General features: G+C 63.9%; 14 protein-coding genes and 1 pseudogene. 8 read left to right on the plus strand and 7 right to left on the minus strand.

Features of this window, described 5'->3' with window-relative positions:
- Positions 1-91: 91 nt before the first annotated feature.
- Together AC1RQP_RS05410 and AC1RQP_RS05415 are read left to right on the plus strand one after the other, a co-directional pair.
- Entirely contained in the window at positions 92-391 is a 300-nt protein-coding gene (locus AC1RQP_RS05410) for a hypothetical protein (protein ID WP_492936160.1), read from the plus strand.
- A pseudogene (locus AC1RQP_RS05415) lies at positions 388-812 on the plus strand (type II toxin-antitoxin system VapC family toxin). Before AC1RQP_RS05410 ends, AC1RQP_RS05415 begins: the two are co-directional and overlap by 4 nt.
- A 241-nt stretch (positions 813-1053) precedes the next feature.
- On the opposite strand, the gene AC1RQP_RS05420 reads toward AC1RQP_RS05415, so the two are convergent.
- Together AC1RQP_RS05420 and guaA are read right to left on the minus strand one after the other, a co-directional pair.
- Entirely contained in the window at positions 1054-1887 is an 834-nt protein-coding gene (locus AC1RQP_RS05420; protein ID WP_492936161.1) for a hypothetical protein, read from the minus strand.
- A 453-nt stretch (positions 1888-2340) separates the two neighbouring features.
- Positions 2341-3939, minus strand: a complete 1599-nt coding sequence (gene guaA / locus AC1RQP_RS05425) for a glutamine-hydrolyzing GMP synthase (protein ID WP_492936162.1) — start codon at positions 3937-3939, stop codon at positions 2341-2343.
- A gap of 147 nt (positions 3940-4086) precedes the next feature.
- Between guaA and AC1RQP_RS05430 the strand changes: the two genes are divergently transcribed.
- Entirely contained in the window at positions 4087-4458 is a 372-nt protein-coding gene (locus AC1RQP_RS05430) for a nuclear transport factor 2 family protein (protein WP_492936163.1), read from the plus strand.
- Positions 4459-4476: 18 nt separating this feature from the next.
- Here AC1RQP_RS05430 and AC1RQP_RS05435 read toward each other — a convergent pair whose 3' ends face one another.
- Complete coding sequence (locus AC1RQP_RS05435; protein WP_492936164.1) at positions 4477-4929, minus strand: winged helix-turn-helix transcriptional regulator; 453 nt, start codon at positions 4927-4929, stop codon at positions 4477-4479.
- 95 nt (positions 4930-5024) lie between these two features.
- On the opposite strand from AC1RQP_RS05435, the gene AC1RQP_RS05440 reads away from it, so the two are divergent.
- The 3 genes from AC1RQP_RS05440 to AC1RQP_RS05450 all read left to right on the plus strand — a co-directional run bounded on the left by AC1RQP_RS05440 (position 5025) and on the right by AC1RQP_RS05450 (position 7154).
- Complete coding sequence (locus tag AC1RQP_RS05440) at positions 5025-6287, plus strand: MFS transporter (protein ID WP_492936165.1); 1263 nt, start codon at positions 5025-5027, stop codon at positions 6285-6287.
- A 65-nt stretch (positions 6288-6352) separates the two neighbouring features.
- On the plus strand, positions 6353-6685 hold the full coding sequence (locus tag AC1RQP_RS05445; RefSeq protein WP_492936166.1) for a DHCW motif cupin fold protein: 333 nt from the start codon (positions 6353-6355) through the stop codon (positions 6683-6685).
- Between the two features lie 259 nt (positions 6686-6944).
- On the plus strand, positions 6945-7154 hold the full coding sequence (locus tag AC1RQP_RS05450) for a cold-shock protein (RefSeq protein WP_015686739.1): 210 nt from the start codon (positions 6945-6947) through the stop codon (positions 7152-7154).
- 119 nt (positions 7155-7273) lie between these two features.
- Here the strand turns inward: AC1RQP_RS05450 and AC1RQP_RS05455 are convergent, their stop codons facing one another.
- Positions 7274-8575 (minus strand): RsmB/NOP family class I SAM-dependent RNA methyltransferase, encoded by a 1302-nt coding sequence (locus AC1RQP_RS05455; RefSeq protein ID WP_492936167.1) that lies wholly within the window; start codon positions 8573-8575, stop codon positions 7274-7276.
- 68 nt (positions 8576-8643) lie between these two features.
- Positions 8644-9066 carry an MAPEG family protein gene (locus tag AC1RQP_RS05460; protein WP_131871470.1) on the minus strand — a complete coding sequence of 141 codons (423 nt, stop codon included), beginning with the start codon at positions 9064-9066 and terminating at the stop codon, positions 8644-8646.
- Positions 9067-9221: 155 nt separating this feature from the next.
- On the opposite strand from AC1RQP_RS05460, the gene AC1RQP_RS05465 reads away from it, so the two are divergent.
- Together AC1RQP_RS05465 and AC1RQP_RS05470 are read left to right on the plus strand one after the other, a co-directional pair.
- Positions 9222-9851 (plus strand): acriflavin resistance protein, encoded by a 630-nt coding sequence (locus AC1RQP_RS05465; RefSeq protein ID WP_492936168.1) that lies wholly within the window; start codon positions 9222-9224, stop codon positions 9849-9851.
- Between the two features lie 69 nt (positions 9852-9920).
- Positions 9921-10763 (plus strand): metallophosphoesterase family protein, encoded by an 843-nt coding sequence (locus AC1RQP_RS05470; protein WP_492936169.1) that lies wholly within the window; start codon positions 9921-9923, stop codon positions 10761-10763.
- 19 nt (positions 10764-10782) lie between these two features.
- Here the strand turns inward: AC1RQP_RS05470 and AC1RQP_RS05475 are convergent, their stop codons facing one another.
- Together AC1RQP_RS05475 and curA are read right to left on the minus strand one after the other, a co-directional pair.
- Positions 10783-11079, minus strand: coding sequence for a hypothetical protein (locus AC1RQP_RS05475; RefSeq protein WP_492936170.1), 297 nt, complete (start codon positions 11077-11079; stop codon positions 10783-10785).
- Between the two features lie 152 nt (positions 11080-11231).
- Positions 11232-12254 carry an NADPH-dependent curcumin/dihydrocurcumin reductase gene (gene curA / locus AC1RQP_RS05480; RefSeq protein ID WP_492936171.1) on the minus strand — a complete coding sequence of 341 codons (1023 nt, stop codon included), beginning with the start codon at positions 12252-12254 and terminating at the stop codon, positions 11232-11234.
- Positions 12255-12464: the final 210 nt, after the last annotated feature.

Consider the following 12464-nt stretch of genomic DNA (forward strand, 5'->3'; position numbering starts at 1 on the left):
GGGCTGGCGCAGGCGCCCCGCTCCCATGTCGCGGTCGAACTCGCCAGCGGCGCGCTTTCCGGCTATATTACTGGAAATAGCCGAGGACCGCATGGGAAACTCACAGAAGCGCGCCATCCAGAACTATCGGTCACGCCTCGGTAAGCGCGGCTTGGCGCGTTTCGAAGTGCTTGGCCGGAATGCCGACCGCGATTTGATCCGTTCGCTCGCCAAACGGCTCTCGGAGGATACGCCAGAGGCCTTGGAGCTTCGCGCCACCGTGAGCAGATCGGTCGGGGGCCAGCCGCCGAAACCCGGCGGCATCCTTGCCGCATTGCGCCGCTCTCCGCTCGTCGGGGCCGATCTCGATCTGTCTCGCCCCCGTGAAAAGGGCCGCAAGGTCGACCTGTGACGCGCTATCTCCTCGACACCAACATCATCAGCAACGTCGTCAAACCGCGACCGTCGGAATCGCTGATGTCATGGCTGTCGATGCAACGCGACGAGGACCTGTTCATCGCCTCCTTGACCGTTGCAAAAATCCGTCGCGGCATTTTGGAGAAAGCGCGAGGCAAGAAGCGCGATATCCTCGACAATTGGTTCTCAGGCCTGAAGGACCGCAGGCGCTTTTCGCGGGCCGCATCCTGTCCTTCGACGACAAGGCCGGACTCGTCTGGGCCCGACTGATGGCCGAAGGCAAAACGGCGGATAAACCGCGAAGCGCGCTCGACATGATCATCGCCGCCGTCGCCAATACAAACGACTGCGTCGTGGTGACGGACAACGAAAAGGATTTCGCCGGGATCAAGATCCTCAATCCGGTACGCGGATGAGCGTGATGTAGTCGTCGGATGGGTGGAGTGCAGCGATACCCATCAAGTCCGCTCTACAAGCGCGATGGGTTTCGCTGCGCTCTACCCATCCTACGAGCTGAACGACCCAATATCAGTATAATGGATTGCGCTGATACAAGGAGTGGTAGAGCGGAAGCGAAATCCATCAGACACGTCTTTCGGCGCGATGGGTTTCTCTATGCTCTACCCATCCTACGCGCTTATGCCGCCGGGTGGGGCATCATATTCCCCCTACCGAATAGCTCAGGCTCGGGATGAAGGAGATGTTCCACATCCGTTCGATCATCACTTGTGCCGTTTTCAATGCAAGTTGAGTGTCCGTTGCGTTCGGCGAATATTTCGACTTATGGACAATCTTATTCCGAACCCCTCGAACGGCGTCTATGTCTTTGAACAAAGAATTTGGCAGTACATCCCAAAGCTCAAGCAGATTGGAGACCATGCTAATGGTGAAATCGCGGCCAACTAGAAAATCATGCCTCTCACGATTGATCTTCTTTTGGCCATTCTCAAATTCACGATTGAGGCTAGCGAGGTGACGCTCCCACAAGTGGGCAATGCTCCCCTCAGTAATGAACCAAGCAAGAACTAGAGATGTCTCGTAATTTCCAACTTTGTACTCGCCTAACGCCTTCGCGAGGGATGCCAAGTCCTTTTCGGAACCTGGCGAGCTGATGACTGAAGCAAACATAGTCGAGGCATGCTGAATAACCTCAACAGGGACGACTTGCCGCATTAGGATATTTGGTGCGTACTCGACTGGCACTCTATGCTGGCTTGAAAGATACCGGCCCATTTGGAAGACAGATGCGATGCTTTCCGTTGCTATGCTTTCGCCGACGCTCTTACCGTCTTCGTAACGGACGCGGAATGCATCTCGGTTGGTGATCTCATGGAGATTGAAATAGGCAAAGTTGCCGACTCCCAGCGTCGCCGAGTCCAGCAGCAGGTAGAAGGCGTTTAGGAAATCGAGATATTCACCCCACCTTTTTACGATTCCCTCAATCCCACCGGGTTGTTCCTGATCTCCTTCCAGAGCCTCAATGCGGAGCATGATCCGACCGTCCCTGCAAATCTTTATCGTGTAAGAATCCGTCTCATACGAAAAGACTTCCTCTGCCATTTGGTCATGAAACCAGCCTTCGCGTTGCCGGCTTGAGAAGTCGGGTTTACTGCACGCCCAAAACGGCCTTGATGGATAGAAGGCAGTGAATTGGCCTATTGCCACGGAGTGGCACTCCTTGATGATGCTCAGCAGCTATTCAACTGACCCTTGGGTCCGCATATTGATTTGATGCCCAGTTCCACGCCCCGTCCGGCAGAGTGCCGACCTCGCGCTACTCCGCGTCGTCCCGGCCGACAGCCAGCACTTCGCGCCGCCCATTCAAGCGTAGTCGCATTTATAGAATTGGTCCCTGTAGGAAAAACCGCCGCATACATCCCCGTCGCGGTCACCCACTTCGAATGTTTTCCCCTAGACCAACTGGGACGACTTGAGTGATCTTGATCACTCCCACTCAATCGTCCCAGGCGGCTTGCTGGTCACGTCATACACCACCCTATTCACGCCCTTCACCTCGTTGATGATGCGCGTCGCGGTCTCGCCCAGAAACTTCATGTCGAACTGGTAGAAGTCCGCGGTCATGCCGTCGGTGGAGGTGACGGCGCGCAGGCCGACGACGTAGTCGTAGGTGCGGCCGTCGCCCATGACGCCAACGGTCTTGACGGGGAGCAGCACCGCGAAGGCCTGCCAGATCTCGTCGTAGAGGCCGTGCTTCCTGATCTGGTCGATGTAGACGGCGTCCGCCTTGCGCAGGATGTCGAGCTTGTCTTTGGTGATCTCGCCGGGGCAACGGATGGCGAGGCCGGGGCCCGGGAACGGGTGGCGGCCGACGAAGATTTCGGGAAGGCCGAGCTCGCGGCCGAGCTTGCGCACCTCGTCCTTGAACAGCTCGCGCAAGGGCTCGACGAGCTTCATGTTCATGCGCTCGGGCAGGCCGCCGACATTGTGGTGCGACTTGATGGTGACGGACGGTCCGCCGGTGAAGGAGACGCTCTCGATCACGTCGGGGTAGAGCGTGCCCTGTGCGAGGAAATCGGCGCCGCCGATCTTCTTGGCCTCGGCTTCGAACACCTCGATGAAGAGGCGGCCGATGGTCTTGCGCTTCTGTTCGGGGTCGGTGACGCCTTCGAGCTCGCCGAGGAATTGCCTGGAGGCGTCCACGTGCACGAGCGGGATGTTGTAGTGGTGGCGGAACAGATCGACGACCTGCTCGGCCTCGTTGAGGCGCATCAAGCCGTGATCGACGAAGACGCAGGTGAGCTGGTCGCCGATGGCCTCATGAATCAGCACGGCCGCCACGGCCGAATCGACGCCGCCGGACAGGCCGCAGATCACCCTGCCCTTGCCGACCTGCGCGCGGATCTTGGCGATCTCCTCCTCGCGGAAGGCGCGCATGGTCCAGTCGCCGGTGAGGCCGGCGATCCTGCGCACGAAGTTGCGGATCAGTTTCGCGCCGTCGGGCGTGTGCACCACTTCGGGGTGGAACATCAGGCCGTAATATTTGCGCTTCTCGTCCTGGATGATCGCGAAAGGCGCGTTCGGCGATGTGCCGGCGACGGAGAAGCCCGGCGGCATCCTGGTGATGCGGTCGCCATGGCTCATCCAGACCTGGTTCTTGCTGCCTGATGACCAGACGTCCTCGAACAGCTTGCTCTCGGCCTTGACCTCGACGTCGGCGCGGCCGAATTCGCGGTGATGGCCGCCCTCGACCTCGCCGCCGAGCTGCGCGGCCATGGTCATCTGGCCGTAGCAGATGCCCATCACGGGCACGCCGGAGGCGAAGATCAATTGCGGCGCGCGGGGCGAGCCGGCCTCGTGCACCGACTCGGGGCCGCCGGAGAGGATCACCGCCTTCGGCTTCATCTCCTTGAAGGCCTCTTCGGCCTTGTTGAACGGCACGATCTCGCAATAGACGCCGTCCTCGCGCACGCGGCGCGCGATCAGCTGCGTCACCTGGCTGCCGAAGTCGACGATGAGAATCTTGTCGTGCGCCGAGGCCACCGGGGGCGTCGACGCGGAGCGGTCGTTCTGTGCTGCTGTCATGGCCAGCAGATACGCTGGCAGCGGGCGCGCCGCAACCGCGCACGCGGCGCGCCCACATGCTTCTTTGGGCATGGACAAGCGGATATAGGTCAGTATTATTGACCTATTATCGACCCGCTCTGAAAAGGGTCGCTCAGGGAGAATGCCATGTCACAGCATCATCAGCCATCAACGCTTGCCGCGCTCGGCCGGACCTGGGTCGAGGCCTGGAATACTGGCGATCTCGAGCGCGTGCTGGCGCTCTATGACGAGGCGGCCGTGATGACCTCGGACCGCATCCCCGCGATGGGGTTCGACGCCAGCGGCACCGTGCGCGGCAAGGACAGCTTGCGCGCCTATTGGGGCAAGGCGCTGGGGCTGCTGCCGGAGCTGCACTTTTCACTGATCGATCTGTTCGTCAGCCCGGACAGCGTGGTGGTGTTCTACGAGAACGAGCGGGGGAAGAAGATCTGCGAATATCTGCGGGTGAACGATGCCGGGCTGATCGTGCAGGGCTCGGCGAATCATTTGCCCCATTGATCCGTCTGCGCCGCGAGATCAGCCCTTGCGTGCGCCGACCTTTCGTACCTTCGTGTCGGACCACGTCAGCGGCCGGCCGGTTCGCGACGGCAGCACCAGCAGCCCAACCGGCTGGCCTGCCTGGTCCACCAGGTCGGAATGCGCCTCGCCGCGCGCATAGAGATGCGCCTCACCCCATTGGCGCAAACCGACGATGACAGGAAACAAGTCGCGTCCCCGCCTCGTCAGCGCGTATTCCTGATACGCGCTGCCGTCGGCAGCCGGCACCAGTTCGAGCACGTCGAGCTCGACCAGCTTGCGCAGGCGCGTGCTGAGCATGCCCTTGGCAATGCCGAGGTTCTTCTGGAAATCGCCGAACCGGCGCAGCCCGTCGAAAGCATCGCGCACGATCAGGAGCGACCACCAGTCTCCGATCGCATCGAGCGCGCGCGCCACCGGGCAGTCGGCCTCGGAAAAACCTGTCCGCTTCATGCTCCCGCTCCAATCTGGTTCTAAAATAGGACTAGACAGCGCCATGTGCAACTGGTCCTATTATAGGACCAAGAAAGCAGTGCCGGAGATGACGGATGACGAGCAATGACCTCGCTGGAGGCACCCCGAAGACCAGTGCCGGGCCGGCCGGGCACGGGCTTTCTTCCGCGATGGCGCTGCTGCTCGCGCTGGCGTGCGGCCTCAGCGTCGCCAACATCTACTTCGCCCAGCCACTGCTCGACGCGATGGCCCAGGACCTCGGCATCGCTCCCGCAGCGATCGGCATGGTCGTGACCTTCACGCAGATCGGCTACGCGTTCGGCCTGATCCTGATCGTGCCGCTCGGCGACCTCTGGGATCGCCGACGTCTGATCGCCGGCCAGATTGCACTGTCGGCAACCGGACTCGTGGTCGTCGGCACCGCATCGCACGCCGCGGTCCTGCTCGCGGGGCTGACGCTGGTCGGCGTGCTTGCCGTCGTCGTGCAAATCCTCGTCGCCTTTGCCGCAACGCTCGCGACGCCGGACGGCCGGGGCCGCGCCATCGGGACAGTGACCAGCGGCGTCGTCGGTGGAATCCTGCTCGCGCGTTTCGCCTCGGGCGCGCTGGCCGATATCGGCGGCTGGCGCACGGTCTACCTGGTCTCGGCCGGCCTCATGCTCGCCATGGCCGTCCTGCTGTTGCGCGTCCTGCCCCGCGGTCCGCACGCGGCAATGGCCGGCTCCTCGTATCTGTCGCTGTTGCGCTCGACGGCGGCGCTGTTCGCCGAGGAGCCGATCCTGCGCGAGCGCGCCCTGTTTGCGTTCCTGATCTTTGCCGACCTCAACGTGTTCTGGACCTCGATCGTACTGCCGCTTTCGGCGCCCCCCTTCGTGCTGTCGCACACCACGATTGGACTGCTCGGGGTCGCCGGCTTCGCCGGAGCACTCGGCGCGCGCAATGCCGGCCGTCTCGCCGACCTCGGATGGGCCCAACGCACCACCGGACTGTCGCTGATGCTGATGCTCGCCGCCTGGGGCGCGATCGCCTGCCTGCATGTCTCGCTCTGGTTCGTCGTCGCAGGCGTGATCATGCTGGATCTCGGGCTGCAGGCCGTGCATGTGACCAGCCAGAGCCTGATCGTCGCCGCCCGTCCCGACGCAGCGAGCAGGCTGGTCGGCGGCTACATGGTATTCTACTCGATCGGCAGCGCGGCTGGCGGAATCGCGGCGACCATGGTGTACGCGATGATGGGGTGGAGCGGCGTTTGCATGCTGGGTTCCGGCATCAGCGCCGCAGCTCTGCTGGTCTGGGCCATCAATGCGAGCAGGATGCAAGAGGCGGCCGGCTGTGCGCTGACGCCCTCGCCGCCCAGGTAAAGTGCACGACCCGGAAATCGGCATCGGCTAACAAGCGATGCACCGCATCAAGGCAGGATACCCCCATGAAACTCCCCACCTCCCCCTTTACCGTCACCGACTGGAGCCGGATCGAGGCGACCACGCATCCCGGCGAGAGCGGTGCGGCCAGGTGGCGCACGCTCAATATCGGCGATCTCCGGGTGCGGATGGTGGAATATTCGCCGGGCTATCTCGCCGATCATTGGTGCGATCGCGGCCACGTGCTCTACGTGCTGAAGGGCGAGCTCGACTCCGAGCTGCGCGACGGGCGCAAATTCAAGCTCACGGCAGGCATGAGCTACCAGGTCTCGGATTTCGGCGACGCGGCGCACCGGTCCTCGACGGCCACCGGCGCCACGCTCTTCATCGTGGACTGATGCGCCCGGGGCGGTTCATTGCACCGCAAAATAGCAAAGAGGCGCGACATCCCGAGCCACGGGTGGTGCCTTGAAGTAGCCCCAAATTCTCGCTATATTGTGATCATCGATACTTGGCCGAACGACTGGGCCGCTTCGCTTCGTTACAGACGGGCGCGCACGCTTCAGATGACTTCTCCAAAAATCGACTGAACAGGATCAAGGGCGCAGCGACGCGTACCGGTCCGCGTGCGTACCCTCTCTAACAAAGGAAATTCCCATGGCTATGGGCACCGTGAAGTGGTTCAACACCCAAAAGGGTTATGGTTTCATCCAGCCGGACGACGGCCAGAAGGACGTGTTCGTGCACATCAGCGCGGTCGAGCGCGCCGGCCTTTCGACCCTCAACGAGGGCCAGAAGGTCTCGTTCGACATCGTCGCCGACCGCCGCAGCGGCAAGTCCTCGGCTGACAATCTCCGCGTCGGCTAACGCCCACGCATCGTTCTGACCACGGACGTACCGGCAGAACGCTAGAACTAGAAAGCCCCGCGACCGGGATCGGTGCGCGGGGCTTTTGTTTGGGCTCTCGTCCGTCATTCGAGGCGGGATCAGCCACTCTTCCGCAGCACCGAGACGAAAAACCCGTCCGTTCCGGTCCGTCGCGGTGTCATCAGCCAGCCCTCCGGCGACCGGAGCGCGGCCTCGCCAAAAGCTTCCGCCTTGTCCCAGAGCACGCTCGCGGTCTGCTCGGGCGGCACCACGCTGAACTCGGGATGGCGCGCGACGAGCGCCCTCACCTGCTCGCCGTTCTCCTCCGCCAGCACCGAGCAGGTGATGTAGGCGATGCGGCCACCCGGCTTCACCAGCGGCACCGCACGCGCGAGCACCTCGGCCTGGTCGCGCAGGCGGATCTCCAGCGCGCCCGGGCGCATGCGCCATTTGGCATCGGGGTTGCGGCGCCAAGTGCCGGTACCCGTGCAGGGGGCGTCGATCACGACGAGGTCGGCCGAGGCGCGAATGTCCGCCAGCGGATCGGCCTCGCCCTTGGGCGTGCGAACGTCGGCATTGTGGACGCCGGCGCGCGACAACCGCTCATGGATCGGCGCGAGCTGGCGCTTATCGCGATCGGTCGCGATCAGGCGGCCCTTGCCCTGCATCAGGGCGGCGAGCGCCAGCGTCTTGCCGCCGGCGCCGGCGCAGAGATCGATCACCTGCTCGCCGGGCTTTGCCGCGGTAAACTGGGCCGCCAGCTGCGATCCTTCATCCTGCACTTCAATTGCGCCCTTGATGAAATCCTCTTCCGCCTGGATGCCCGGGTTGCGCGCATCGGCCGAAAGCTCGATGCGCAGGCCCGTTGCCGACCACGGCGTCGGTTTCGCATGAAGATGAGCAAGTGCACGCAGCACCTTGTCGCGATTGGACTTTAGCGTGTTGACGCGCAAATCGAGCGGCGCCCGGCTCGCCATCGCGGCGGCTTCCGCAGCACGGTCGCCACCGAAGACCTTTTCGAGGTGCGGATCCAGCCATTCGGGATAGTCGCCGGCCACGGCGGCTGGCGCGTCCTTCAGGGAGCGCGAGGCGAGCGCGGCCTGCTCGGCCTCGGTCAGCGGCGCCGGCGCAAACCGGCTGCCGTCGAACATCGCGGCCATGGTGGCCGTGTCCATCTTGCGCTCGAGGCGGAGCATGCCGATCAGGCGCGCCCGCGCGGTATCGGAATCCATCAGGAACGCGCTCGAGGCGTAGCGGCGCAGCACGTCCCAGACGAGACCGGCGATCGCGGCGCGGTCGCCCGAGCCGGCGAAGCGGTGCGCGGTGCCCCACTCCTTCAGTGCCTTGGCCGCGGGCACGCGGTCCCTCTCGATGGTGTCGATCAGTTCGATGGCTGCGGACAGCCGGGCAGCGGGGGTCATTTAAATCTTTCGGTTTTGCGCATGATCTTCTCGGAAAACCGGGATCCACTTTTCCGGATCATGCGCGCTCAGATCAGCAGCAAGAGCTTCAGCGCGAAGTAGATCCACATCGCCAGCAGCACCAGCACACCGGCAAGCCAGACGGTGGAGCGCCGGCCCATATCGTTCGAGGACACGAAGATCCCGGCATGGGCAAAGCGCGCCACGACGAACACCCAGGACATCAGCACGATGAAGAGATCGGCGCGGCGCAAGGGCAATGCCAGCGCGATCAGGACGTAGAACAGCACCGGCAGCTCGAACTGGTTGCGGTAGCAATTGGCGATTTGTGTGGCGCCCTTCGGCCAGTTCGGCTCGCCCAGCGCAATGTCTCGAATCCTGGTTTCGCCGGAGACCAGCGTCTTGCGGCGCGCGACGACCATGCCGATCAAGAGCGCGAAGGTGAGAGCGACCTGCACGAAGACCGGCAGCAAAACCATTTGAACGGACATCGGAACTTTCCCGAGAGGCGAAATGCCGCCGACCGTCATTAGCCGCGACTTCTGCCGCTGACAATGAACGACTTGAACCGGCGTTCCCGGCCTTGCGACCAACCACCGACAGCTAAAGCGATTTCGGCCCCTTGGGCCCGCAGCAAGATAGCGCCATGACGACCTGGTCCAGCCTCTTCACCGAATCCGCCGACGGCAGGCTCGGCATCCTGATGTCGGCGCTGTCAGGTATCGCGATGGCGCTCGCGGCCGCGCTGGCGATGACGGTGTACCTCCGCTCGAGCTATCGGATGATCTACGTGACTTGGCGCGACGCGGCCCGGTACGGCCTTGCTGCCTTCGCCGCGCTCGCCCTGTTCGCCTTTGCCGCCTACGACATGCGCCATGCTGCGCTTGCCTATCTCGGCCTCAATCCGTCCAAGCCCGCCGTCGCTTTCGAGATCCGCATGCCCCGGGAGATGCCGACGGCGGTGACGGCCGACACCCAGATCGAGCTGCATACCGACCGCAACCAGACGCTGGCTCTGGTCGAGGGGCTGCACGACCTCTCGGACGGGCGGGCGGTGCTGCGCGGCGCAGTCGCGCTCAACCATCGCACCGCGGACCGCGTTCTGGTCGTGAACCTGCCCGGCAAGGGCACCTTCGAGTTCCGCCTCCGCCTGCCGGCCGAGCCGCATCGCTCCGAGCAGTTCGGCCCCTGGCATCTCGCCGACCGCATCGCCTCGCCGCTCGCCGGCCCCGTCGCCCCGCAGGACGGCTACACGATCCGCTACCGCGTGCTTTAAACTTTGTTCGTTGCGATCCATGCCCGCGCCGTCATCGTTCCGACGCGCGACGACGGGTAGGATGATCGCATGCCCGAATTTCGCCTGACCCAGATTTCCGACACCCATCTCGGCCGGCGCTTTCCCGGCCTGATCGCCAACTTCCACCGCATCAGCGAGCACATCGACGCCGACAGGCCCGATCTCGTCGTCAACACCGGCGACGTCTCGTTCGACGGGCCGGCCGGCCGCGACGACGCCGAATTCGCGAAGGGCCTGCACGACGCCCTGCCCGTCGCCTGCCGCTACCTGCCCGGCAATCACGACATCGGCGACAATCCGACCGCGATCGGGCCGGCGCCGAAGCCGCCCGTCAGCCCGGCTCACCGGCGGCAATTTTGCGACATCATCGGCGAAGACCATTGGTCGTTCGACGCCGCAGGCTGGCGCTTCATCGGCCTCAACTCGCTGGTGATGAATTCGGGGCTCGGCTTCGAGGCCGAGCAGTTCGACTGGCTCGCCTCCGAGCTATCGCGCACGAACGGCAGGCCGGTCGCGCTGTTCCTGCACAAGCCGCTGTTTCTCAACCTGCCCGACGACCCCGAGACGCCGGAGACCTCGATCCGCTATGTGCCGCAGCCGGCACGGGCGCGGCTGATCGAGATGTTCGGGAATGTCGACCTGCGTCTCATCGCCAGCGGTCACGTACACCAGCGGCGCGACTTCACCTGGCGCCGCACCCGCCACGTCTGGGCGCCGTCGGCCGGTTTCGTCATCAATGATCAGCGCCAGGACCGGATCGCGATCAAGGAAGTCGGGCTCGTCGAATACCGCTTCCAGCCCGACAGTCTCGAGGTTCGTCACGTCCGCGCGGCGGGCCAGGTGGACGTCGACATCGAGGAGCTGCTCGTCCAGATGGGCGGCGAGCACTGAATCAGCTCGCCATCGGTTCTCAGGCGACGCTCTTGAGATCCTGCTGGATCGCGGCGAGCAGGGATTGCAGCGCTTCACTGTTCACTGGTTTGGCCGCCGGATCATTGGCAGGCGGATGCCCTGGAGTTTGCGCAACCATGACCGGACGCCTCGGGAATGGCGGCGGCACCGGCATCGCGGCCTGCGTGAAATCGCCCTCTTCGTCGACGTGGACGAACTTGCCATGGATGACGTCGTCGCGACGGCCCATGACGAACATGGTCGCCCAATAGCCGGCGGCCAGCACAATGACGCACAAAATACCAATCTCTAACATCGCAGCACCTAAAATATCTGCGATGATTCAATGCCTTCGCCGGCCCGTCAATCAACCGGCGCACACACCTGCGGCTTTTGCCAGCAGGTGTGGCCGATCGGTAACTCTTTCTTAACCATTCCCGCCCCCCTGCGGGGCCCGGAAGCGGCGGCTCAGGCCTTGTCCGGCCCGACCCGCACCAGCTGCTTGCCGAAATTGGCGCCCTTCAGGAGCCCCATGAAGGCGCCGGGCGCGCTCTCCAGGCCCTCGGTGACGAATTCCTTGTACTTGACCTTGCCGTCGCGAACCCAGGCGGACATGTCCCGCAGGAAGTCGCCATGGCGTGCGGCGAAGTCGGAAACGATGAAGCCGCGGAAGGTCAGCCGCTTGGTGAGGATGTTGCGCATCATCGCGCCGGCCCATTTCGGCGGCTTGGCCTCGGTGTCGTTGTAATGGGCGATCAGGCCGCAGACCGGCACGCGCGCGAACGGATTGAGCAGCGGGAACACAGCCTCGAACACGGCGCCGCCGACATTCTCGAAATAGACGTCGATCCCCTTGGGGCAGGCCTCCTTGAGCCTGGCGGCGAGATCGGGATCGCGGTGATCGATACAGGCATCGAAGCCGAGCTCCTTGACCACGTAGTCGCACTTGTCCTTGCCGCCGGCGATGCCGACCGCGCGTGCGCCCTTGATCCTGGCGATCTGGCCGACGGCCGAGCCGACCGCGCCGGAAGCGCCGGCAACGACGACGGTCTCGCCGGGTTGCGGCTTGCCGATGTCGAGCAGGCCCGTGTAGGCCGTCATCCCCGGCATGCCGAGCACGCCGATCGAGGTCGAGATCGGCCCGAGCTTGGGATCGACCTTGTTCAGGCCCTTGCCGTTCGAGATCGCATGCGTCTGCCAGCCGGAGCGGATGCGCACGATGTCGCCGACCGCGAAATCGGGATTGTTGGAGGCCGCGACCTCGCTGACCGCCTCGCCTTCCATCACCCCGCCGATCGGCACCGGTGCAGCGTAGGACGGTCCCTCGCTCATGCGCCCGCGCATGTAGGGATCGAGCGACAGCCAGATCGTGCGCAGCAGGACTTCACCCTGTCCGGGTGTCGGAACTGCAAATTCCTCCAGGCGAAAATCGGACGGCTTGGGTTCGCCGGCGGGGCGTGCGGCGAGAACGATGCGTTTGCCTTGGGACATGACTTCCTCCGGAGTTTCGTCGGCGCGAGCGAAGCGGAGGGAGAGAAGCGCGTCAATACAAAAGCGGTGGACCGGTTATGCGGAGACGTACACAGCACTCGTGTCCCGGACGCGCTGCAACGTGAAACGTTGCTGCGCAGAGCCGGGACCCAGAGCGCAACACGGCAGGACGCGGAGGCATGGGCCCCGGCTCTGCAGCGCACCACCGAA

It is taken from the genome of Bradyrhizobium sp. GW821-FHT13H06, assembly GCF_058803975.1.